The sequence below is a fragment of the Paenibacillus amylolyticus genome (assembly GCF_036894225.1).
GTDB lineage: Bacteria > Bacillota > Bacilli > Paenibacillales > Paenibacillaceae > Paenibacillus > Paenibacillus amylolyticus.
This window is the reverse complement of sequence record NZ_CP145894.1, coordinates 40387-62778: the sequence shown is the minus strand read 5'-3', so window position 1 is coordinate 62778 and position 22392 is coordinate 40387. Positions and strand designations below refer to the sequence as shown.

Below are 22392 nucleotides of genomic sequence, written 5' to 3'. Positions count from 1 at the left end.
TCTGTCCTATTACGTCCAGCTGATCGACTCCACCGTAGCCTCCAGATCTTCAAAGCTTGGTTTCAAAGCCAGTAGGCAAAAGATCATTAATTACACATCTAATTGAATGAGGAAATTCGTCTTCTTCTTGTTATTTGAAGGATCGACTTTCAGAATGCCAGCCGGTGGCATCCGCCTGTTGCTCCGGGCAAAAGGCCGGTCTTCACGCTGCCGCAATCTACTGTCTGGCACCAACATCAGCTACCACTATTGCTAGTATGATTAAGAGAATCCAAATGAAAATCCAAAAAGCTTCAGTAATAGGATTAGATTCGGTAAGATTCTTAACTACTTGAAATAGATTTTGTATATATTCCATATGTCCTCCCTGTCCCTGCCGGATCGGCAGCCTTATGAAAATAGTTTCTAGTCAAGCTGATCGACTCCACCGTAGCCCCCAGATCCTCTCTGCTCGGTGCCGTATAGATCATGGTCATTACGATATTAAGATCGCCAATCTCCTTGTAATGCCCCATGAGATTGGCGGTAATCCGGATTTATGTACACGTATTTCACGGCCATATTTACAGATCATTTATTTTCTCCTTCACTTCCAGCTCGGCAAGCAATGACTTAGCCACATTGATAAGACGTTGTTCCCGGGCTCCAATGGTTTGTTTCTGTATTACTTTTTCAAGGTGGATTTTCTCATTTCTCAAGTCACTTATCTCATTCATGTGTTGTAATAGCATGTTTTTCACATGCTCAGAATCTTTAAAAAATTTTGTACTACGCTGTTGCTCATCATTTAGCTGCTCCTGAAGCTTCAAAAATTCATAAAGGATATCTCTTACAAGCACACGTAATACCTGAACGTCCAGATCCTTACCATCAGCGAATTCTTCAATAGCCTTCCATTCCTTCTTATTCATTTTCATGAATATACTTGATTACTTTATCTGCTGTTTGGAAAGACTCTTCCTCTAAAAGAACAAGGCGATCAAACATCTTCACAGTAAATTCTGTATCTATACCGTTTACTTCAAAACGTATATTTTCTCCAATAACATATCCTCCTACCGTTACTTGGTCCCATACCCCCATATGCTGGATATTGGCTTTAGCTGTTGGCGTGAGCATACATGCACTCCCCTTCTGTTACACTGATTATGTCCAGCTGATCGACTCCATCTATGCCCTAATACCAACTGCCATCAAGGGAGTAATGATACCAGTCTTTTTCGTAATAAACTTTGAGACATTTTTCCTGTCTGTCCCATTCAACCTTTTTCATCTGTTCAACGGAATGTTCCGCTTTTTTCTTTTCACTTTCCCACGCTCTTTGATGGCGTCGGTTTGTTTCTTTTAAAAGCTGTTTCTGTTCCTCAGTCAGAAGCGAATAACCTGGAACATTTTCATATTTTCTCAATTTGATCATCCCCCTCTAAAATACGTCATGTTGATCGACTGCCTATGCCCTAAAACAAACTCGCGCCCTTTATATTGCTGTCTTTGATCAGCTCATCCAAAGGTAAAGATACTCTATCCTTCTTTACCGTTAATAATTTCACGGTAAATATTCGATAGAGCTGGCTTCTTTAACCTGTCGATAGCGCTATATAACTCATCAACATCGACGCTTTTTATTATCGCAACTATCTCATCTAGATTAGGGTTTTTAGGACCCTTTTTTTGGAGTGCAATATGACGTCTAATTGTAGTCAACGCCGAATTTGCGCCATGTCCCGTCATTAAATTTTTTACTCTTGCTATTGTCATTCCAATATCAAGACTAATTTCTTCATATGTTTTGCCAAGCTTCAATAATTCCAGACATTTGATGGACTGCTCACTTAGAATTTCATTTATATCGATTCCTTTTTCTTCTGCCTCTCTTATAGCGTTTACTAAGCTTTGTAGTTGAACATTTCTAAAATTGGGTGCCTTCTCGTTGTTCAAAGAAATTACCTCCTATCATTACTTTGCGGCTCTCATTGGGATAGTTAAGACTTTTCAAGTTTAATTAAATCCCGAGACGTTATCTTTATTTTCTGTTCATAATTTCACGATAAATATTCATCAGAGCAGGCTTTTTTAACCTGTCGATAGCACTATATAATTCATCAATACTAACACTTTTTATTTGATATATGATTTCATCACGACTAAGATTAGGGCTTTGTTGCTTTTGTTCCAGATGCTTCTTGTATACTACGAGATTAACTCTAATAATGGACAAAGCTGACTTTCTAGGACCTGTCAACAATTGACGAACCCTTTCTCTTGTTATCCCTAAATCACTACTTATCTCCCCATATGTTTTTCCTCCCATTAATAACTCTAAACATGTGACCATATTTGCACTTAGAATCTCATTTAAATTTATTCCAATCTCTTTAGCCTCTTTCACAACGTTTATTAAAATTTGCTGTCGCTCATTAGTTAATTTATTGTTCTTCATACATATATTCCCCTGTTCATCAACTTTAAAGTTGTACTTCTACACTTGTCTTTGTAGTGGCCCATCAGGTTAGCAACCTTCTGCTGATCCTTCGTGGCTTCAAGCAAGTCGGTCCGAAGGAATCATTCATCCGCCTTTGCCCCTTTACATACCAGTTCCTCCCTATATCTTTCAAGAGACAGATTCTTTTAGTTTTCCGTCAACTCTGATTTTATCCGCCGTGTTCTCAGTAATTCTTGCAGTTCCATTAATCATTTCTATTTTGTTCATTATGACCCTCCTCATAATATCATTTGGTGATCGTCTCAAGACTGATCTACTTCGCTGTCATGTCCAGCTGATCGACTCCACCGCTGAAGCAAGATCCTTGAGTCCAGGTGTTGTGTAAATCATGGTCATTTGAATATTCGGGTCACCGGTTTCTTTAAAGTGCCCCATTAACATGGCCACCTGATCAAGAGGTACTGGTGGGTTACCAGTAGCAAGCTCATGGCCAAAGGTATGCCTCATGCTGTGACAGGTCAGATTTTTAATACCTGTTCTCTTCCGATACTTCTCCACAATATGTTGGACTCCACGAACGGACATCTTAGAAGAACGCTCAGATGTAAATACATACGGACTGCCTCCTTCTTCTCGATCGGCCAAGTAGCTTTCCAAGGCATATCGAGCATCAGCATTGAGTGGAAGCTCCCTATCTCTAAATCCTTTCCCTCGCACGTACACACTACCTGAACGTTGGTTCATGACCAGCTCATCACGCAAAAGATCACAAAGTTCATGGACACGTAGCCCAACATGAAAAAATACGGTGAAGATGGCATAATCCTTTTTGCTTTTGCTCCTCCGTACTTCACGCATTATCGCATTCTGTTCATTTCTGGTATGCCATTTGGGTTTACGTCTTGCAGCCTTCGGCTTTTGTATCGGATCAACTGGATTTGTAGGTATCATCCCTTGCTGGTGAAAATACCTGAATATTTTATTAAGATGTACGAATGTCAGATGCATCGTTGACTCGGTAGCCGGTTTCCCACCTCTTCCACCGGCAGCCTGCATGTGGCGTTTATAATTTGCAATGTCTCGTTGAATCGCCGCGCCTGGTTCCTTCAGATCTGGATCCACTTGCAACAACCATTTTGAGAATTTGTTCCAACTTGCTTTATAGTTTGCAATCGTCTTGGGATCTAGCCCTTGCTCATCTAGGTGCTGTAAAAATGAATTGAACATTTGAGTCATTTGTAGTTCCCTCTTTTTCCTCATACAGAAGATGACGAATTTTTCCCGCCTTACAAAACGGTGTAATGCGGGTTCGTAAATCCATTATAACATGAATTCGTCATCTTCTGTATAGAGAAGACGACGAATGACCAAAGTCCTCCTCCCGGACCGGAATCACATCATCCTTTCCATTAAGCGATGAGAGTCTACCTTCAGATCTAAGGATCCGGAGATAGACTCTTTTCACTTAGTGGATTTTAACCTTTATTTTCAGCGACACGAATTACAACTAATAATGCAATGAACGACATCATACATACAGCTAAACCAAAACCCGTAGCATCCAGAAAAACCTGATTTTTAGTGAATAAATGTATCACTAAACTAACCAACGTGTAGAGAAAACTGAGTATAACCAGGACTCCCATAACGATGACATTTAACATAAACATCTTTTCAATATCTCCCACGAAATTTTTCAATCGTTTCATAGAATCTACTCCTTTATTCTTCTTTTTATTTGGACCATGCGCCTGACGAGTGTTGGATGAATGGAAGTTACTCCGTTAGATAGTTTGCATCAATTTTCGATATTCGCAGAATTCTTTATCTAAAATCTCTTTAAGCGCGTTTTCAACTTTTAACATAGAATCTTCCTGTGTTTCTTTGTCTTTAAAGCTATATACCATGGAGTCTGGATCAAAGCAGTCTGTGAGAATTTCATTTGAATTTCCAGGTTCCACCCATACACTTAACTGTCCCTTTTTTTTGAACAGCTTTTTCGCTATTTTAAGCATAAGGTGCTCGTTATACACAAAAAAAACTAATGCATAGCCTCGATCCTTCACGATATTTGAAATACGTTCTTTAAAGACTGAATCTTGAAAATGTATCGTTACATCGATTTTAAAAGGCTTAAGAGATGTCAAATCAACACTTTTTGTAACTGATATCGTATAACTGCTAGGCATTCAGATACCTTCTTTCTCATTTGATTGACTATAAAGGAGTCATCAGCCATCTTACCTTCAGTACATTAATGACTCTACCTCCGCATCAGATGATCGGGAGATATTTCCTATATAATAGGAAAGAAAAAAATTTTAATGGAATAAACAATCAACCTACAACGGCAGTGATGACTATCCGTCTAGGAAGCAATAGCAGTAATACTCTGCTCCTCCCTTGCTTCCATTTCATCTATGTATCTATACTCCAGTCCGGAAAGAATACGGACATTGTGTGCTAGAGCTGCGAAACCGTCCATCCACTTAGGAGCCTTTGTCGTTTTAAACTGTTCATTCAGTAGCTTTCCGTATTTCCGTCCAGATAACCATGTGGACGAGTCAGCGGAAAACCAAGAAAACTCAACAATCAGTGAGGAGGACCCGCCGAGCCAATGAAACCGGCCTTCTGGGAACGCTGCAAAAATCAGTTCAAACAGCGTACGCTTTGCTGTCTCGCTGATGCCAACAGTCGCGCCTATAGCGATAAAGTCATGATCGGCCTCGACCAGCTTTCCTAGCTCTTGTAGATCACCCATCGCTGGGAACACGGGTATAGGATATAAACCAAGGCTACGGAGGTATGCGTCATTGGCTGCTGTAGCTACATCGTCACCTACAACGTCCAGTGTGATAAACGAGTGGATTAAGTCCTTATGCTGCAATACGAACTCCGCGTAATCGCGAACGTCAATCTCTTGAACATCCTTACCAGCTTCACGGCGTTTCCAGACGCTGTACGCCCCAGAATCGAGCATAACCTTTAGACCAAGTCGCCCGACATGTTTACGCCAGTTTGCTTTATGGTCGTCCCTGAGATAATAATATGACATCAAGACGTACTCCGCACCGTTCGCTTTCGCAATCTCCAGATCCTTAACTGCCCGATCGCAGCCGGAAAAGAAAAACCGAACACCAATCACAGTCAGACGAAAACCTTTTGCTCCGGATGTCAATTTAGCCATGCCCTTAAAAATTGACATTAACAGTCCGAAAAGTGCAGAAGAAAAATTTGAGTACACTTCAAGCTCCTTTCGAGTAACAGTGCGTCTTGAGAACAGATCCTGGATCGCAGCCTTAAGCTTGATCAACTCAATGGTATTCACCATCTTGCCGTTCGCACTTTTGAAATAGACACGTCGAGAATCATGTTCTACAACGTTAACTACTGCTCCGCGACCTGTGCGGAATACGCTATTTTTACGAATCCAATTTTTCATACGACGCATTGTCTTTTTTTCGAAACTATTCATAAACAACACCCTCTTCTTCTATGTAATCATATAATCATTAGATAAAGGAACATTTTTGCTTATTACGTTCTATCCTGATCTCAAACTCACTAATTTCCATCACTGTATACCCTTTGTGATGGAGCACACCCCTATCTTTATAAGGGATAAGCCGAGCTACTATATCTACTTTATCTTGCTTTTTAATGACCCAGTCCTCTATCTCAAACGAGTCGGAATCTACATCAACTTTAAAGCAGCTTTTTGGTATCCACATGGATTCCTCAGTTATGGTAGGTTCCTGAAAATCCATTGTTCTATTTAAAAATGTACTGCTGCTTGACACAAAAGAAAGCAGAACTGCATTTTTGGTCTCGCACTTTATTGATATTGAACTTTCATATTTCGTGATATATAGAAGTTTTTTCGAGAAGATTTTATTTCCTGTCTCTATTGTTTGCTGTGTTTTTCTAATCCGTACTTCATTCAATATTTTAGAGATCTTCATATTACCCCTCCCATAAAGACCCCTTAAACGAGTCTTTCGTTGGATTAAATATACTACGACTCGTTTAAGGTGTCAACTGAAGTTGACTCTTTTTGCGTGTCGAGTTAAAATCATAAGGTATTTAGGAGGTAGACATAATGCAAATACGTTCTAATCTGCGCCACATCATTGATGCGCGCAATATAAAAATAAAAGTACTCGCTAGAGATATTAACTACCGCTTTGAGTCGGTACGGTTAATGTATCACGATGAGATGGAGCGTTACCCGCGTGAGCTACTCGCTAAGTTATGTGAGTATTTGAACGTTGGAATTGATGAACTACTCACGCTGCAGGATACAGATTAAAGTGATTCTTAACACTTATACTAGGTAAAACTAAATCTATACATAATAAAAGCTGCGTTCATATTCATGAACGCAGCTTTTTTATCTCACTTTTACCAACTAAAAACCTTATTTTTTTATTGATTTGTTTGCTCAAAACGACATCTTATCTTGATACTAAATTTCATCCAATTTTAGTTGGTAAAACCCGCATAAATCCTCAAGAATTTTGTGTTTAAAACTTGCTTAAAAAAGCTCTTTTTTTCGATTGAATTTTGATAATTTTAAAGAGCTACATAAATCGGTACTTTTTTTTAGCTTATCTAAGTGCTATACTGTGTGTAACGTTACACGATGGAGTTCGGAACCTAACTCCATTGAAAAAATAAAAAAACCACGGTTCTCGCAAAACCGTGGCCGTAAGCCGCATCACTCTTTGGTAAAACATATAGTTAGTTTTGAAGAAATGAAAAGATAAAGCCTGAAGAAGCATTAACAACAGTTGGCCGACTGATTGTTAATGTTTTTTCTTTTTTTTCTTAGAAGATTTCCTTCTAGGCTTGTCCTGAGAGCTGTTTCTCACGGCTACTACGAATCCAATATAATTAGTCAAAAGTTCCAAGACTTGATTCGCTAGAGTGATGATTTCGTTCTCCATTCAATCCCCTCCTCTCCAATAAATCCAAGAGGGGCGCGGCTTACGTGTATCCAATGTAACCCAGAATCTTTTGTTTGTAAAGACTTGTAAAGACGGTCAGAACATTGGGACGTAAGTCCGAGCATACCTATATTGCTGTGATCCCATGGAGGACTAGGAATGGAGGATTCGAAGATTTATCAAAAAAAATTTTTGAACAATTGAAGTGACGTTAATCCGTAACTTACATATTATGTATCTTATAGACTATCTTACTGCCTTTTTTGTTGTCAGAGGCTTCTATGTACTTTTATCCGATTATTATTCCGTATGTAGATGAAATTCACGACGCATCTCATGTACTTTTACTTTCTTTTTTTAAAATTTGTCTAATTTATATAAATCAACATATTGTATCCTTGTTATTTAGAAGTACAATATGTTGATTTATATAAATAAAAATACTCCTTTTTGCAAGGAATCTATAAACCGATATTTATGGTCCCCTCTAAGTGTTTAGGTGAGTTCCACCGAAGAGGGAACCTTTATGTCCATATTGGTTATATTGGAAACTCACCTTTAGTCCCCTTTGCTTGTTGGTCTTCCAAGCGAATCATCCATCCCATTAGATCATTAACTTGTGGGTCTTCATTGGCATTATTGATGTATGCCCATATAGCCGCCTGAGCAGCTACATCATGTTTCATTACATATTCCAGCTGCGACTGAATACCGGTCTGCTTCGATTTTGCCCATGCCTCTTTTAACTGTGCAGACAAAGCATCTATTGTACCTTGTTTACCTGCTAGGCATTCCAACAGGTAGGCTATATATTCAAACCTATTTTCTGTGATCTGTTCTTGGGAAGCTTGCATGATCTCATCCATCATATTCATAACGCTCCCTCCTCACTACTCATCCTGGTAGTCTCTAACGCACTAACACTCTTTTCTTTTACATCCACAACCCAAACAGGGAATGCGCCGCGACCAGGTGAACAAAAGGAATAGCATCCATCATCGATATCAATGCCTTCAGGAGCCACTGGGAACCATCTGGCGTGTCTCTCGTAAGCTGGTCCGATCTCATAGAACCCATCTGATTCGCGCTCACATTCCAACTCGAATTCATCCGATGAATCGTAGTCCTTTTTCGGAGCTACATAACATGATGGATTTCCGCCATCGTGCCACATTCCGAATCCCATTTTACTCATTTTGGTTTCCCTCTTCTTCCTGACGCAAAGCAGGAAGCGGAGTCCAGTGTGTATGGTAGCCAGGCCAATCTGAATCTAAAGGCGTACCACAATACGGTGGCTCCCATACAGGTATTTGAAACCAAAGTACGTATCCGTCGTCTTCATGCCATTCATCAATCGGTTTTGGAGTCTGCAAATTGTTATAAGCTGTTTGTACCTCTTCAAGATCCTTGCGGAGCCGTTCATTCTCTTGACGCTCAGCTACGATCCTGATGGCTATATCCTCATCGCAGACCATTGCAATCAGTACTCCACGTTCATTATTGATAATGTGCTTACCGTCATTATTCGTATATTTCCATTTACTCATGACTGTTCTTCCTCCCAAATGCTTTATTCTTGAATCCACTCATACTCCATATAAAATTGCTGGGATAGCATCTTCTCTAACTCCCCACGTCCGTCTATTGGGTTGTAATACACATTACCGTCTCGGCACTCAGCAATGGCAAACACTTCGTCTCCGTCTTCACGGTGCCTGTAGAATCGTGACAGACGTCTCTTGATCGGTATGCCTGCCATCTGTACCCCTCCTTGGTTAGAGGCCGGAGCCTTAGTACTTCAGATCTCTATATCTAATCCCGCTTTCAAACGGACATCCCATTATGTCATGTTCTTCTTCACATTCCGGGCAGCAGCACCATTCCCCGTCATACATGGACATTCCAACAATTACGTGCTTTGCTTCGTTTGACGGTTTTCCGCAATTAGCGCAACGATCCTTACCGTCTGCTATTAGTGCGGAGATGGGCCACACGTTTTCGCCTTTCACTGTTTTATCTCTCCTTTGGTGGGCCTAGCCCAGTTATGTGATTATTTTAATCGCGTCCAAGGAAGCTTGATTCCTGCTGTCTCAAGTGCCTGTTGCATGCCAAGTTGGAATATCTCATTGGCGGTGTGTCCGATGAATTCGTGGTTTCTATTGAATTCCTTTAATAGTGCCTCGGCCTTTTTTTCATCATTCGACTTAACTACTGTGGCGGTGTTCAGCATTTTCTCCAGAAGCGGGATGCGCTGCATATAGAAATCAAATTCCTCTGTAATGTTTTTAATTGCTTCCTCATCGCCCAATTGATCCGCAATTTCTAAACGTTTGCTTACATCAGGCATTATAGTAGTTTTGATATGTTCAATTTCCATCTGAATCTTTTGATATCCCTGTACTGTCAAAATCGTTTTACTCATGTTCATTCTCTCCTTTTGGTGGCTATAGCCCACTAGTTATTCAGTACAACGCTACAGACTAGTCCATCATATTGAAATGGGTGTCCAATGTAACCCAAGCAGCCTCAGATCGTTGCCGAGGTGTGGCTTGAAGCATATTCGATAAACCTTTATATGTAATGTCCATTGAGTGTGCTGGTTCAAATATCTCAAGTAAATAATTACAATAGATATCTGGTCCAATTTCCAGTGCCTTAGACTGTACCATCATTGCATCAGTGATGCTTTTACAAGGGTGAAACCACTTGGATATTTCTTGGGGTGTCAATGTCGCTATTCGTTGAGTCTCTATTTCTTCGGTATAGAAATGGAACCCCATTAAATCAGCTAGACTTGAATTTAACGTATCATCATCTAGTTGCCTTACTACTAGTGAGTGTGTCATCTCTCAGACATCTCCTTTTTATCGGATAGATACAGTTCAATCTCATAGAAGCCATCAGGTATATCGTATTCAGTTAAACCATCTACCCAAATCGATTTGATATACGAATCAATCTCATCTGTATATGTCACTTGGGAGATTGAAGTTGCAACTGCAATTGGTTTATCGGTATCCAAAATAGCGGACAACGTTCCATCTGGCTGAAAATTAGGTTCGCCTCTCACTATTTCTTTACTTTTCTCTTGTGTAGTTAAGTATTCTGTATAGAAGATATTCTGTCTTTGTTCAAATTTGCTAGTTCCTCTGTTGTCTACGGCTAGGATATATAAGCAGCAAAGCACACCCGCTATTGAGCCAAATTTAAATATGAATTCATAAATTTCTTCCCCTCTGTCTCCTTGACTAAGAATTATTAAGGTCATCGAAATTAAAGTAATTGCGTAAGTCACGCCCGCCAGTATTAAGAAAGTATTCGATAGTATGGGACCACTGCCTGTAATGTGTAATTCATTGTAGATTTGAATCAACTCTTCTTTTGTCACTTCTTATCCTCCAGACTATATGATTTAAAACGCAAAAAATATCCCGTGAAGATACATGTATATCTTCACGGGATATTATATATCTCTGCGAGATATTTGTAAATAAATTCAATTTTAGAATCTTGCCACAACGTCTGCTACTTCTTCTGCATGACCAATTACGGCAGTGTGGGTGCCACCCATAACAATATGAGATCCGTAATTGGTAAGCTTACTAGCAAGAGCCTCGACACTTTCCAAACTGGCTGTATCATCATATTCGGAAGCCACAATTAACAAAGGTGCTTTGATTTTCGCTGCCTCGGGCAAAATGTTAAACGTAGACAACGCCTTAAGGTCTGCTATGGCCGCTTTCGGACCAGCGGACATATAAGGAATTCGCGAGATATACTGATCTCGGTCTGAGAGATGTTCAAACTCAAATGTCATCATTTGCTCGAATACATCCTGGATTTGATCTTCTGGTATTCCATTCATGCTAGCCATGCTACTCCACTCTGGACTGCTCATGAGTATTGCAGCCTTGCTAGCGTTAAATCCATCGACCAACATTTGCAAAACCACCGATCCTCCCATAGAGTGACCAACAAGATATACTGTATCACCGTAATTATTACTTTCTTGGAGCGTTTGAACGAAGTTTGTGACTACTCCAGCAATCTCTTTAATTGTCGTTAAGGCCTCTCCAGGGCTGTTTCCATGCCCAGGTAAGTCAACCAGTACTACAGCATGATCTTGTACTTTAGTCGCTAGGGATGTAGCGAAATCCACTGTTGTTTCTGAGTTTCCCAATGCGCCATGAATGACAACATACGCACCGACTGGGTTTTCGACACAGGTACTGACATCGTAATATGAAATCTCCCGACCATGAATATGTACTACCTCGTTAACAACACTTAACTTTTTCACGTTTTTCGCCTCCGGAATTAGATTTAAATACAAAAAATCCCCACATTATTGTGAGGATTAGAACGTAATTTTCGGAATAAAAGATGTAAGTTTTTAGATGACTCTATCCCACTCCCTTCCACAAAAAAAGCCACCTCAGTTAATGAAGTGGCTCTTGTTTGGTACTCTTGATGATAAGATCTTATCACACAAAATCAAGGAAATGGTACGCATTTTGTTCGCAAAAAGTTCGCAAAAAGTATTTTTATGTTCAATTAACATGTGTAAATAATAATTATACTAAACGGCAACTGAATGATAAACTAACTCTAAAATCAAAAAAAGTGATCTCTTTATGCTCAGAGACCACTTTCTCCTTTCTTGGTGTAGTCCAATCTGTCTTTCTCACTTATTAGAAATGAGAATTTGCCACATACAGATATGAACAGCGGCTATCTGGTTAAGATTTTTTTCTTAGGGATATGGACGCTATCAATAAGGGTAGAACCATAAGACATTTTGATAGAAAAATCTTTTGGAAAGTCTTCAATATTTCCTAAATCTTTAATATATATATATCCTTCATCGTTGGGATCAGTGGATTCGTAATACTGAAAATCTGTTATCCCATTTAGATTTTTTTTGTATTTGTTGGTGTCAAGTAATACATCTATAGCCCCTTCTTCGTTCCACTTGCTTTGAAGTATTGATATTTTAACTTTTTCTAAACTCTCTACGTAAGGATTGAACATTTCTTTGACCCAAGTTTCTCGTATTTCTGGCAATTCCTTTTCATATCTATTTTCTTCCCACAATTTAGGAAGAACTACTGCTATATCAAACAATAGAGTTACCGACATTACTACAATTGCTAATGCAGTTCCCACTTTCGTATATTGGAAAACATCTGTACTCCATAAGAAGAACATAATTACAAAAACAATTGCAGCGATAGCCCCCAAAAGTATCCATGCATTCATGTCATGCCCTGCTGGTGGGAAAGCATTAATAACTTCGTCTCTTGTCAAAATTAATCATCTCCTTGATCTTAATTGTAGTTAGTACCTCTTCAGGGCTGTTTCCATAACCAGGTAAGTCCACTAACACTCCTGTATGATTTTTTACCTTATTCGCTTGGGATGGCACCGACTTGGTTTGATAATGACATCGTAATACTAAATCTCCCGACCATGAATATGTACTCTTTCGTTAACAAGACTTAACTTTATTACGTTTTTGCTTCCGGTTTTAGTTTTCAAACGCAAAAAATCCCCACATTAATGTGAGGATTAGAACGTAATTTCCGGAAAAAGATATAAGTTTTAGATGACTCTATCCCACTCCCTTCCACAAAAAAAAAAGCCACCTCAGTTAATGAAGTGGCTCTTGCTTGATACTCTTGATAATATGATCTTATCACACAAAATCAAGGAAATGGTACGCATTTTGTTCGTAAAAAGTTCGCAAAAAGTATTTTTATGTTCAATTATCTCAAAAACAATTATACGAAGTATGACAACCAACCTAAAGAAAGTGTGAAAAGGATTGACCCCGTAATCATAGGTGCTAAGGGCAATGAATCTACCCTCCTTCTTCTCATAATTCGTATACTCAGTACACTAATACAGAAGAAGGCGAGTGTCCAAAAGAGTACTGTGAACGTTTCTTCAATTCCCATACAAAGACCAATCATTGCAAACAATTTTACATCACCAGCACCCAAAGATGACGGTGAAAAAAACCAAATCATAAGCAATACTGCTGCGGGGATCAGTCCAGCGTAAAACTCTGGGCTTGGGATTCTTACAAAAAGCAGGACCAAAATAGCCCAATGCGTTATCTTATTAGGAATTTCTCTGTACCGTAAATCTGTATACGTAAACCAAAAACAACTCACTATGAGAAGAATCAGAAGAGTTAGATTCATTATCTATTACCGTCCTTATTAGTCATTGCGAAGATTCTGCACATCATCATACATACTTCCATAGATCTCAATCGTTTGTGTGCTGCAGACGCTGATTCCTTGATTTCCAGCTGGTCCTGATTTTATCACAACTGTATACTTACCATCCGGAGAATCAATGGATGTATAGAATTTACGGTCCTTATACGTTTTCCCTGAGTCAGATTTTACGAGAGTTTCAGGTAGCTCCCATGTAGCGGAGTTATCGTTTCCGGACGTTTTCTCCATCTGAATCGTCTTAACCAGTTGTCCCTTCGTGTTGTAGATGCTTGCTGTCATGGTCTTGGGTCCAGAATAGGTCCCACCAATAGGTTTCGCGGTATTTTCTAGACCTTTAGGTACTTTAGTTTCCCAGTCGGTCGTATAACTGGTCTTCACTTTAACTTCGAATCCGTATCCTGCACGAGTGATTTTCTTAGCATCCAATCCCTTTTTACTTGCATAAGGGATGATTTCCCATGAACCACGGCTTTCTCGATCAGATTCTTTAGGTTTTTTTAGATCTGTAGCAATATTCTGTTTTGTATCAACTTCGGAGCTAATATTCAGTTTTTCTTGATAAGTAACGTTACGATTTTCCCAGATCGGATCACTGTAATCTGTATAGCTTTCAGTGCTTGTTCTAGTTTTACCGTCCGCTCCTGTCCAAGAAACTGTCCGAGTTTTTGTCGGGTAGCCTGTGATGAGCGGGTATGTAACGGTCCAATTACCTGTAGCCGCTTCACTGCAGTTCCCGTTACTTCCTCCTCCACCCGAGCTGCCGGTGGTCACGGCACATCCGGTAGTTGCAATATTATTTGAACGGTCTTTGTCCGGTTTTTCTTTATCCGGATCTACATGCACACTGATGTTATGCATGCCGACTTCGTCGCCTCTCCATGTGAATGGACCAACCGATATGACTTCATTTGCAGGCATCGTTTTCTTGGCTTCGTAAATCACTTTGTCATTATCGAAAAAGCGAATAGTGACGCCACTTTGGGTTTTCCCGCTGTTATTTTTGACTTTAGCAGTAATTGTAGAGCTGTCTCCCTGTTTGATTGAGTTTGGAGAAGCTGTTACGGACTGAGCGATTAGATCCACATCTGTAGCTTCCCGCTCAATTAACCAGGAACCATCTATCTCATTGTTTTTATAGGCATCAGATGGTGATTCTAGAGCGCGGTCCTGATGATTCGGATTATTGATGGTTGCTGTAGCTTTAATATAGTATTTGCCTGGTGCATCGCTAATATCGATTTTCCCAAGCATATAATTGAACTCTTGACCATTTTTTAAGTTTTTCGTAATACTAGTGTTCATGGATGGCAGAGTGAATTCTGCGGTTGCTGCTCCTCCGATTTTAACGGAAGCGGTCATAGGCATGCCGCGATCACTTATGTAATCTGAAGAAATGATATCCTCTCCGTCATACCGGAACTTAACCCATAGCTGCCCTGCCTCTGTGAGAGTTAATTTAGTAGGGACATAGTCCATCTGCTGATCTTCTTCAGGTAGAGTCACAGACTGAATATCTGTACGTCCATATCCGTCTTCAAGGATGATATCTACCTCTTTACCCAATACCTTTACAATATCTTTTGCTGAGGCGGTGACCGTGTCATTGTAGATCGAATCACTGGTGCGTAGAAGCTTACCATCTGTAAGGCTAACTACTTTGTTCATTTCTGGGAAGTCACCTTTTTTAACAGCCACTAACCGTATGTTTCGTTCGGTATAACCGTATGCGGATAGACCAATAACGAGTTGTTTACCTTGTGTTACTTTTACTTCCGGCCAAGGTGATACATTAAAATGGGCAACATAGTTATCTTCGGACAATTTTTGGTTCCGATCAAACTGTGCTCCCATCCGTTGGATTATTCCTGCAGTACGTAGCAATGGCGTTCTATTGTTCAGCGAGTAAAGATATGGATGATCTCCGCTGTAACTTCCAGCTGAAGAGATAAAAGTATCCCTGTAATATTTAAGCTGCTTACTATTTATTGATTGTCCTTTCATGATGGCATCGAAAAGAGTTCCTAATCCATCTTCACTTTTGTACGTGAGACCAAAGCCATTTTCCTTATCAAATTTGGGATCGTCAGGTTGACGTTTGACGTTGAACACATCGTAATTATCAAAAGAAGTTTCTTCCTTACCTGAGAAATGAAATGAAGCTGCCCATCTTGATAGTTGCCATGGTCGATCCAAATTCTGTCCAAGAGCAGGTATATACCCATACAAACTATCCCCGGTTGAATCATAATTCAATCCAGATGCGAACTTTTTAATCATAGGTGCAGTTGCCGCAAAAGCTGAAGTGCAAAATAAAAGAAGCAGTATTCCGGTGAGTACTATTGTTTTGAAATGCCTCATGTGCTCTCTCCTTTAAAAACAAAGAAGCCTGCATATAAATGCAGGCTCCCCTGATATGTTTAATTCATTACAATGCTTTACAAAGCTTTCGCTGCTGCTATTACCTTACTCAAAGTGTTTGCTCCAACACCATTCTTCGTGGCTAGAGCCACTATGGCATCGTTTGTAATAGATCCAAACTTACTAGCAAGATCGCTGGTTTCCTTGCTATCGAGGAATAGAGTATAACTTTCTTGTTCATTTTTACCTGGATAAATTAAGGTGATTGTTACTGATCCCTTGTTTGCACCCAAGGTATACGTATGGGTTTTACCGGATTCAAGCTTTTTACTAGCCATGTCCTTTGACCAGTAAGTGGCCTTAGCATCTTTAGGAACCGTGAAGGTAAGCGTACCGTTAGATACTTTAGCGTTGTTAGTGAATAAGGCTTTAGCCAAATCTGTGAATCCTGATTTGAATTGGAAATCACCGTACATGTTATCATCGTCATTTCCCGCACCAGGTGTAGTTGTAGGGTCAGTAGGAGTAGTAGGTTTTTTCGTAGTTGTAATCGTAACTAGACGGTTTGCCTGACTCCATTTAACGTCTGCTCCAAGTGCTTCGGATACAAAGCGAATTGGTACAAACACACGTTCATTCTGTAAACGAGCCGGGACATCAAGTTTGATGATTTTTTGGTCAACTAGTACTGCATCACTGTTAACGTCCATTTCAATGTTTTTTCCGTTCAGTGTTATACCTACCGTTCTTTTGATCTTACTTCCGGAGGTTGCTTTCTTGTAGGTGACTCTAGCACCCAATGACTCCGAGACAAAACGTACAGGAATCATTACCCGACTACCTTCATAATACGGTTTAGCATCTGGAAACTTTACTGTTTTTCCATCAACCTTTACAGTGATAGCCTTTGGTGCCGCTGAAGCAGTAGCCGCTAGACTGAACACCATGATTACTGAAAGAAGAATAGACATTATTTTATGTTTTTTCATCATATCATTCACCTCATGTTTCTTTTTTTGTATCACCACGAGATACAATAATATCTCGTGGTGATATTTTTATAATACTACAAATAAAAACTTTGTCAATCATTAACAATGATAATTATTTCGCCGGATCATAAAGCTCAACCAATGCTCTGTAAATGAGTACAGCACTCTCAGCTCGAGTTAAACCTTTTTTAGGTTTAAAACTTCCATCTGGATAGCCATTGATCACTGTAACCTCAGTTAATGACTTAATTTCTGGTTTTGCCCAAGCTGCGATTGTACCTGCATCTTTAAAAGCAACGTCACCATCTAACAAATTCCCTTTATAGAAGGAATTCGAAAGCATTTTTGCAGCTTGTTCTCGAGTGACTGAATCAAAAGGACGGAACTCTTTATCACTAAAACCATGAGCAACCCCATTTAGAATCGCAGCTCCCAGCTCTGGAGCATACCAGGCTGTCCGCTGTATGTCTTGGAAGGTAAGTAGTGTATCCGTTGATTCTTGTAACTCCAAGGCCCGGACAAGCATAGATGCAAACTCTACGCGTGTAACTTGACGGTCAGGTTCGAATGCTGAATCAGACGTTCCTTTGACAATACCTTTCTCGGAAAGAGTAAGAATTTCGTTTTTGGCGAATGAGCTTCCGATATCCTGGAAGCTAGGCGTATTGCCAGTACCTCCATTTGTTCCATTCGGAGATGGAGATTGCTGATCTTCAGCAGGCAACTCTGCATCTGGTTTTGCTTCTGGGTTACTGTTTCCACCGCTACCTGATCCACCGCTGGATACTGGTATTTGGCTGGTTTGACCTGTTACAGTCTTTGGTTCGGTTTTGTCTCCAGCACTATTTTCAGTCCATACTGAAAACGTATAGCTCTGATTACTTCCTAACCCTTTCACTGTAAAGGATTTGTCTTTACCCCGATGAATCTCTTTTCCATTCATTGCGTAAACAAAGATCTCGTTGTTTAAAGAGCTTTCTACTTTAATTGTCAGTGAACCAGTTGTTGGGTCAGTAGTAGTTACTTTAAAATCTGATGATGGTAATGTGACGAAAGTTGGTACTGGTGTTCCCTTACCTTCACCTGCATCGTTTATCGGAATAATGATCCAACCCTCATACTCCTTGGCGCTTTCCAAACCTCCGATTTCAGTTGCATTTTCTGGTGTAGTAATGACGCCAACTACGTTGCCCTCTCCATCTACAACTTTGTACTGATCGGCACCCTCTATTGGGTCCACTGTAATTACGACTGAGTTTTCATTGCGATCCCCTACTGTAATCGGAGAATCACCCTTTGGATCATCAGGATTAACTGTCCAGCTTCCTGGAAGGGTACGCTGCGTGAATCCTGCTTTTTGCCCCTCACCAGTGTCATTGATGGCCGTAATATAAACGTTATAGGTTTTACCAGGTTTCAAATCCCGAAGTGAGTATGTCGGTTTTTCTGTTTCTCCGATAACCTCATCACTTTCATTGTATATCACATACTTGTTCGCGCTGGTCACTTTATCCCAAGCAAGTATAATTTGATTTGATTGGACCTCGACGAGATGTAAAGAGTTAGGACTCGCCGGCAGCGTTAAGAACGCCTCTTCGATGCTTTCCCCATAACCGGATACATTTCCCGCTGTTACCTTTGCCTGATACGTTGTTCCCGCAGTCAAATCCGAAAGGAACAACTCAGTACCCGAAACTTCATAAACATCATCTGAGATTGAGACTTTGTACTTGTCTGCGCCTTGTACCGGCTCCCAGGTTAATTTAGCTTTGCTATCGCTAATTTCTGAGATCTCTAATCCTTCAGGACTGTCTGGCAGTGTACGAACTGTGACCTTATCGGATACACCATATCCACTGCGGTTTTGGGCGTACACTTCGAAGGTATATTCCGTACCTGATGCAAGTGAATCCACTTCAAATTGTTCCGTCTCTGCAGGTAGATCCATTTCCTTCATACCATTTACCAGCACAACATAGTTTTCGGTTCCGCGAACTGGTGTAATAGAGAATTTTACTGCCTCTTTTTCAATTTGGTCCAAGCTCACTTCTGTTTTTCCCGGAAGTGTAATAATTCCTTTAAGGAATGCAATATCTCCAAATCCGGAATCATTTTTTGCTGAGATTGAATAATCATATTCCGTTCCACTCTCTAAACCTTCATCCGTATAGGAAAGATCATTACCGCTGTAACGCTCCATTTCACCTCGCAACAGTTCATACAAAGTTGCAGTCGGAGAAGAATTCCACATCAACTCAACTTCCGTTTCCTTGATTTTTGCTGATTGGAATTCGCCAGGAGCTTCTGGCAGTGATAAGAACCCAAGAACGGTATCCTGTCCATTTCCACTAGCATTTTTTGCCGAAACCGTTACTGTATATTGCTTTCCTGGTTCAAGATCTGTTACTTGATGTGTACCAGCTGAGTTGAGTTCCTTTTCATAAATGGAATTAGCTCCTTCCTTGATGGAAAGCAAATAACCGACTGCAGAATCAACTTCAGCAAATGAGATGTCTACAGTGCTACTGTTATTTGAAACAAATGATACGGTTAGATCCTCTACTGCTGCAGGCAAAGTCAACACTTCAAAGGAATTACTCCAATTCGACTCTCCAACATGGTTCGCTGCTTTGATACGGTACTGGTATGTCGTACCAGATACCAGCCCTTCTTCCCGGATCTTATCCGTCGGATAAGTCACGTCCCACGATTGACCGGTTGTTGTATTTTCAACTTTATACGTATAAGCTCCTGCAAAAGAGCCACTTGGTAACGACCATCCTAGTTCACTCCAATCAGCTCCAACAGCATTTACACGCAACGTCGGAACTTCTGGCTGCTTTTGATATTGGAACGGTCCTACAAGTTTAGTCGTGGCATTACCTGCCTGATCCGCTGCTTTTATATGCAAATACCACGCTCCTTCATCTGTAATGTCCAAGGTTAGGTTATCCGAAGCCGAAGTATCCCAATTTGCAGGTACCTGCTGAGAAGTGCTTAGTTTATATTTTCTCTCATTTCCGTTGATACCAGAAAGTTGATCAAGCCATTGAACAGTGAGACTAATCTGATCACTCGTCCAGGTCTGATCCTCTAAACTAACTGTAATAACCGGTGCTGTTTTATCTACAGTGATCAGTCCGTTATAGGTAATCTTATCAATTCCTTCGTTACCGTCAGAGCCTTCAATTGAGACAGCAGTATAACGACCGGCTGGTACTTCACTAGCTGCCCAGTCCAAATGCCACGAGCCAGACCCCTTAACAGTTGTTGATTTAGTAACACCATCAATTGTAGCGTTTATAGTGATCGTATCTCCATCCGAGTCGAACGCTGTACCTGTTAAAGTAATCTTGCCTGAAGCGTTTAACATCATATCTGAGTTATCTACCGTTAAGACCGGGAACATATTGTTTGTTGCTTTCTTTACATACCAGAACCCATCAGTGTGTAATCCATCATCTGGATAAGTTTTATCTATATCTAGGATATTAGACGAGATTAAATCATTTCTTATCTTAATTGAGGAAGTAGCTACAGCGCTATATACTGTAGACTGTACTTGATCTAAGTTGGTAACCAGGTTTTCCGTCATACCTGCAAAACCTATGCTAAATAGTCTGGTCCCAGCCCAAGTTGGATAAGTAGGTGCCACTTCATACTCCCCTACCCCCGAAAACTTACCTGTTGTGGTGTTAAAAGTGTAATTACGATACCCATTAATAGTAGAGGCATCACTTCTATAAGTTGTACCTTTAGATTCGCTATAACCTGTTATCTGATTCTTCGTACTGTACTTATCCCAGTAATAAAGGGGTGTAGTGTCAATGGTCACTTTACCGGTATAGGTGGCAGATACTAAGCCATCTTTTCCATCATCAAAAAGTAATTTTACATTACTGTATGAACCACTAGCTGCAAAGTCAGATGTCCTCCAAACTAAAGACCAGGGTTTTGCAGTCTGTGTTCCACTTAATACCACACTCTTTGCTATACCACCTATTGTTGCTGATATTGTTAGAGTATCATTATCAGGGTCAGAAACAGTACCTGAAATTGTTATAGTGTCTGTACCAGGTTTTAGATTCACATTCTGTGAACCTGCTTGTGTGACAGAAACAACAGGCATTTCGTTAGGTACTGATCCAATTTTCGTGTACCAGAAACCATCCGTATGCTTCCCATTATCTGGGTAGGTGTTTTGTGCAGCTCTAATGTTAGACTGTATTAGTGTTCCTCTAGCAGATTGAGTGTTTGAGTTCCAAACCAGTAGCTCCTCTGTATAAGAACGATCCCCGGTTCTCGTAAACTTTCTAACATTAGCCTCTTCATTGTAGGGTCTCTTATAGTAACCTACCGGCCTACTTGCAGTTAAATTACTGAAATACTCTCCTGACACATTCGAACTTTTAGCTGTTGGAATTACATTGAAACTAGCATAAAATCCAGGTAGATTTGGGTTTGCATCATCTGTTGATTCCCCCATTAAGGACCAAACGTAAGGAGGAGGATTTACTACACTAAACTTACTCCAGTAGTAATATATCTGTGGTTTGACTTCAATCTTACCAGCATAGTTAACGCTGGTAGTAATTAAACCATCTGTAGCCTTAATTACAGGATTGATATATGTACCTGAAGAAATCTCGTTCGGATCCCATGAGATCTGCCATACCTGAGCTGCAGTGGTTCCGGTTACTGTAACTGACTTCGTAGCACCTCCGATGTCGGCCGATATCGTTACTGGTTGATTATCAGAATCTTGCACTGTCCCCGATATAGTAAAAGATCCATCCGTATACATTGTTTTGTCTCCTGTAGTAGTTACTACTAATACAGGCGGTGCATTATTAGTGGACCCCGCGGAACGATAATAATAACCATCCGATCCCACTCCATCATATGGATAAGCACCGTAAGAAGTTGAATATACAAAACCTAAACTTTCCCCAGGTACCTTTCCTTGAACAGCTGCTAATTTTGTTGAGGTGATACTAGCTCCACCGCCATATGATCCATCATCGTAGTACCCCATACCGTCGTTGTACCAACCAGTTACTTGAGTTAAACCGTTAGTGTCATAATTATATAATGTTCCACCAGGGTTACTGCTATCGACGAATCTAAACTCTCTTGGGCCGTCTGACAGTGTAAATTTACCCGTGGTAGGATTTAAGGTATATTTCCCATACCCAAAATGGCTTAAAATACCGATTGAACTTCTTGAACTAACATATTTAACGACAAAGCCATCAATAGCAGTCGATTTCTCCCATTTATAATATGTCGCTGCCTGAGTACTATTTGGGAAAAACGTAAATCCAGACACAGCAATTACTACAGCTAAGATCAGGCTAAGATATCTTTTGATTTTATTTACTTTCATCTTGAACACCTACTTTCGATAT

26 protein-coding genes are annotated in these 22392 nt (G+C 40.2%); 1 reads left to right on the top strand and 25 read right to left on the bottom strand.

Annotation, left to right across the window (positions count from 1 at the left end):
* Positions 1 to 323: 323 nt before the first annotated feature.
* From V6668_RS32140 to V6668_RS32090, 11 genes are all read right to left on the bottom strand, one after another.
* Positions 324 to 515 (bottom strand): hypothetical protein, encoded by a 192-nt coding sequence (locus V6668_RS32140; protein WP_338709215.1) that lies wholly within the window; start codon positions 513 to 515, stop codon positions 324 to 326.
* A gap of 48 nt (positions 516 to 563) precedes the next feature.
* On the bottom strand, positions 564 to 911 hold the full coding sequence (locus V6668_RS32135; RefSeq protein ID WP_338709214.1) for a hypothetical protein: 348 nt from the start codon (positions 909 to 911) through the stop codon (positions 564 to 566).
* Positions 904 to 1119, bottom strand: a complete 216-nt coding sequence (locus V6668_RS32130) for a hypothetical protein (RefSeq protein WP_338709213.1) — start codon at positions 1117 to 1119, stop codon at positions 904 to 906. Before V6668_RS32130 ends, V6668_RS32135 begins: the two co-directional genes overlap by 8 nt.
* 58 nt (positions 1120 to 1177) lie before the next feature.
* Positions 1178 to 1408 carry a hypothetical protein gene (locus tag V6668_RS32125; protein WP_338709212.1) on the bottom strand — a complete coding sequence of 77 codons (231 nt, stop codon included), beginning with the start codon at positions 1406 to 1408 and terminating at the stop codon, positions 1178 to 1180.
* Between the two features lie 113 nt (positions 1409 to 1521).
* Positions 1522 to 1938, bottom strand: a complete 417-nt coding sequence (locus V6668_RS32120) for a hypothetical protein (RefSeq protein ID WP_338709211.1) — start codon at positions 1936 to 1938, stop codon at positions 1522 to 1524.
* 85 nt (positions 1939 to 2023) lie between these two features.
* A complete protein-coding gene (locus tag V6668_RS32115) occupies positions 2024 to 2440 on the bottom strand; it encodes a hypothetical protein (protein WP_338709210.1) in 417 nt (138 codons plus the stop codon).
* Positions 2441 to 2767: 327 nt separating this feature from the next.
* Entirely contained in the window at positions 2768 to 3679 is a 912-nt protein-coding gene (locus tag V6668_RS32110; protein ID WP_338709209.1) for a tyrosine-type recombinase/integrase, read from the bottom strand.
* A 239-nt stretch (positions 3680 to 3918) separates the two neighbouring features.
* Complete coding sequence (locus V6668_RS32105; protein WP_338709208.1) at positions 3919 to 4152, bottom strand: hypothetical protein; 234 nt, start codon at positions 4150 to 4152, stop codon at positions 3919 to 3921.
* A gap of 75 nt (positions 4153 to 4227) precedes the next feature.
* The gene (locus V6668_RS32100) at positions 4228 to 4632 is read right to left on the bottom strand and encodes a hypothetical protein (RefSeq protein ID WP_338709207.1); all 405 of its coding nucleotides are present in this window, start codon (positions 4630 to 4632) and stop codon (positions 4228 to 4230) included.
* Positions 4633 to 4811: 179 nt separating this feature from the next.
* On the bottom strand, positions 4812 to 5894 hold the full coding sequence (locus tag V6668_RS32095) for a hypothetical protein (RefSeq protein ID WP_338709206.1): 1083 nt from the start codon (positions 5892 to 5894) through the stop codon (positions 4812 to 4814).
* A 61-nt stretch (positions 5895 to 5955) separates the two neighbouring features.
* The gene (locus tag V6668_RS32090) at positions 5956 to 6405 is read right to left on the bottom strand and encodes a hypothetical protein (protein ID WP_338709205.1); all 450 of its coding nucleotides are present in this window, start codon (positions 6403 to 6405) and stop codon (positions 5956 to 5958) included.
* A 137-nt stretch (positions 6406 to 6542) separates the two neighbouring features.
* Here V6668_RS32090 and V6668_RS32085 point away from each other — a divergent pair, with 137 nt between their 5' ends.
* On the top strand, positions 6543 to 6752 hold the full coding sequence (locus V6668_RS32085; protein WP_338709204.1) for a helix-turn-helix transcriptional regulator: 210 nt from the start codon (positions 6543 to 6545) through the stop codon (positions 6750 to 6752).
* Positions 6753 to 7248: 496 nt separating this feature from the next.
* Here V6668_RS32085 and V6668_RS32080 read toward each other — a convergent pair whose 3' ends face one another.
* The 14 genes from V6668_RS32080 to V6668_RS32020 all read right to left on the bottom strand — a co-directional run bounded on the left by V6668_RS32080 (position 7249) and on the right by V6668_RS32020 (position 22370).
* On the bottom strand, positions 7249 to 7389 hold the full coding sequence (locus tag V6668_RS32080; RefSeq protein ID WP_338709203.1) for a hypothetical protein: 141 nt from the start codon (positions 7387 to 7389) through the stop codon (positions 7249 to 7251).
* Between the two features lie 539 nt (positions 7390 to 7928).
* Positions 7929 to 8264 (bottom strand): hypothetical protein, encoded by a 336-nt coding sequence (locus tag V6668_RS32075; protein WP_338709202.1) that lies wholly within the window; start codon positions 8262 to 8264, stop codon positions 7929 to 7931.
* Complete coding sequence (locus V6668_RS32070; RefSeq protein ID WP_338709201.1) at positions 8261 to 8584, bottom strand: hypothetical protein; 324 nt, start codon at positions 8582 to 8584, stop codon at positions 8261 to 8263. Before V6668_RS32070 ends, V6668_RS32075 begins: the two co-directional genes overlap by 4 nt.
* Positions 8577 to 8936, bottom strand: coding sequence for a hypothetical protein (locus V6668_RS32065; protein ID WP_338709200.1), 360 nt, complete (start codon positions 8934 to 8936; stop codon positions 8577 to 8579). Before V6668_RS32065 ends, V6668_RS32070 begins: the two co-directional genes overlap by 8 nt.
* Positions 8937 to 8959: 23 nt before the next feature.
* On the bottom strand, positions 8960 to 9148 hold the full coding sequence (locus tag V6668_RS32060; protein ID WP_338709199.1) for a hypothetical protein: 189 nt from the start codon (positions 9146 to 9148) through the stop codon (positions 8960 to 8962).
* Positions 9149 to 9439: 291 nt separating this feature from the next.
* Complete coding sequence (locus V6668_RS32055; protein WP_338709198.1) at positions 9440 to 9811, bottom strand: hypothetical protein; 372 nt, start codon at positions 9809 to 9811, stop codon at positions 9440 to 9442.
* Between the two features lie 58 nt (positions 9812 to 9869).
* Positions 9870 to 10235: a hypothetical protein gene (locus V6668_RS32050; RefSeq protein ID WP_338709197.1), complete on the bottom strand. Its 366-nt coding sequence runs from the start codon at positions 10233 to 10235 to the stop codon at positions 9870 to 9872.
* Positions 10232 to 10777: a hypothetical protein gene (locus V6668_RS32045; RefSeq protein WP_338709196.1), complete on the bottom strand. Its 546-nt coding sequence runs from the start codon at positions 10775 to 10777 to the stop codon at positions 10232 to 10234. The genes V6668_RS32050 and V6668_RS32045 overlap by 4 nt, the downstream gene beginning before the upstream one ends.
* A 114-nt stretch (positions 10778 to 10891) precedes the next feature.
* Entirely contained in the window at positions 10892 to 11689 is a 798-nt protein-coding gene (locus V6668_RS32040) for an alpha/beta hydrolase (RefSeq protein ID WP_338709195.1), read from the bottom strand.
* Between the two features lie 431 nt (positions 11690 to 12120).
* Entirely contained in the window at positions 12121 to 12696 is a 576-nt protein-coding gene (locus tag V6668_RS32035; protein WP_338709194.1) for a hypothetical protein, read from the bottom strand.
* Between the two features lie 473 nt (positions 12697 to 13169).
* Positions 13170 to 13595: a prepilin peptidase gene (locus V6668_RS32320; RefSeq protein WP_422395306.1), complete on the bottom strand. Its 426-nt coding sequence runs from the start codon at positions 13593 to 13595 to the stop codon at positions 13170 to 13172.
* 18 nt (positions 13596 to 13613) lie between these two features.
* Positions 13614 to 15992, bottom strand: a complete 2379-nt coding sequence (locus tag V6668_RS32030; RefSeq protein WP_338709193.1) for a CARDB domain-containing protein — start codon at positions 15990 to 15992, stop codon at positions 13614 to 13616.
* 77 nt (positions 15993 to 16069) lie between these two features.
* Positions 16070 to 16984, bottom strand: a complete 915-nt coding sequence (locus tag V6668_RS32025; protein ID WP_338709192.1) for a copper amine oxidase N-terminal domain-containing protein — start codon at positions 16982 to 16984, stop codon at positions 16070 to 16072.
* 112 nt (positions 16985 to 17096) lie between these two features.
* Entirely contained in the window at positions 17097 to 22370 is a 5274-nt protein-coding gene (locus tag V6668_RS32020; protein ID WP_338709191.1) for a fibronectin type III domain-containing protein, read from the bottom strand.
* Between the last annotated feature and the right edge of the window lie 22 nt (positions 22371 to 22392).

Bases quoted from the DNA above. Each gene is read 5' to 3' on its own strand.
- V6668_RS32140 (WP_338709215.1), bottom strand. From the start codon at position 515: ATGGGGCATTACAAGGAGATTGGCGATCTTAATATCGTAATGACCATG.
- V6668_RS32135 (WP_338709214.1), bottom strand. From the start codon at position 911: ATGAATAAGAAGGAATGGAAGGCTATTGAAGAATTCGCTGATGGTAAG.
- V6668_RS32130 (WP_338709213.1), bottom strand. From the start codon at position 1,119: ATGCTCACGCCAACAGCTAAAGCCAATATCCAGCATATGGGGGTATGG.
- V6668_RS32115 (WP_338709210.1), bottom strand. From the start codon at position 2,440: ATGAAGAACAATAAATTAACTAATGAGCGACAGCAAATTTTAATAAAC.
- V6668_RS32110 (WP_338709209.1), bottom strand. From the start codon at position 3,679: ATGACTCAAATGTTCAATTCATTTTTACAGCACCTAGATGAGCAAGGG.
- V6668_RS32105 (WP_338709208.1), bottom strand. From the start codon at position 4,152: ATGAAACGATTGAAAAATTTCGTGGGAGATATTGAAAAGATGTTTATG.
- V6668_RS32100 (WP_338709207.1), bottom strand. From the start codon at position 4,632: ATGCCTAGCAGTTATACGATATCAGTTACAAAAAGTGTTGATTTGACA.
- V6668_RS32095 (WP_338709206.1), bottom strand. From the start codon at position 5,894: ATGCGTCGTATGAAAAATTGGATTCGTAAAAATAGCGTATTCCGCACA.
- V6668_RS32090 (WP_338709205.1), bottom strand. From the start codon at position 6,405: ATGAAGATCTCTAAAATATTGAATGAAGTACGGATTAGAAAAACACAG.
- V6668_RS32085 (WP_338709204.1), top strand. From the start codon at position 6,543: ATGCAAATACGTTCTAATCTGCGCCACATCATTGATGCGCGCAATATA.
- V6668_RS32080 (WP_338709203.1), bottom strand. From the start codon at position 7,389: ATGGAGAACGAAATCATCACTCTAGCGAATCAAGTCTTGGAACTTTTG.
- V6668_RS32075 (WP_338709202.1), bottom strand. From the start codon at position 8,264: ATGAATATGATGGATGAGATCATGCAAGCTTCCCAAGAACAGATCACA.
- V6668_RS32070 (WP_338709201.1), bottom strand. From the start codon at position 8,584: ATGAGTAAAATGGGATTCGGAATGTGGCACGATGGCGGAAATCCATCA.
- V6668_RS32065 (WP_338709200.1), bottom strand. From the start codon at position 8,936: ATGAGTAAATGGAAATATACGAATAATGACGGTAAGCACATTATCAAT.
- V6668_RS32060 (WP_338709199.1), bottom strand. From the start codon at position 9,148: ATGGCAGGCATACCGATCAAGAGACGTCTGTCACGATTCTACAGGCAC.
- V6668_RS32055 (WP_338709198.1), bottom strand. From the start codon at position 9,811: ATGAGTAAAACGATTTTGACAGTACAGGGATATCAAAAGATTCAGATG.
- V6668_RS32050 (WP_338709197.1), bottom strand. From the start codon at position 10,235: ATGACACACTCACTAGTAGTAAGGCAACTAGATGATGATACGTTAAAT.
- V6668_RS32320 (WP_422395306.1), bottom strand. From the start codon at position 13,595: ATGAATCTAACTCTTCTGATTCTTCTCATAGTGAGTTGTTTTTGGTTT.
- V6668_RS32030 (WP_338709193.1), bottom strand. From the start codon at position 15,992: ATGAGGCATTTCAAAACAATAGTACTCACCGGAATACTGCTTCTTTTA.
- V6668_RS32025 (WP_338709192.1), bottom strand. From the start codon at position 16,984: ATGATGAAAAAACATAAAATAATGTCTATTCTTCTTTCAGTAATCATG.
- V6668_RS32020 (WP_338709191.1), bottom strand. From the start codon at position 22,370: ATGAAAGTAAATAAAATCAAAAGATATCTTAGCCTGATCTTAGCTGTA.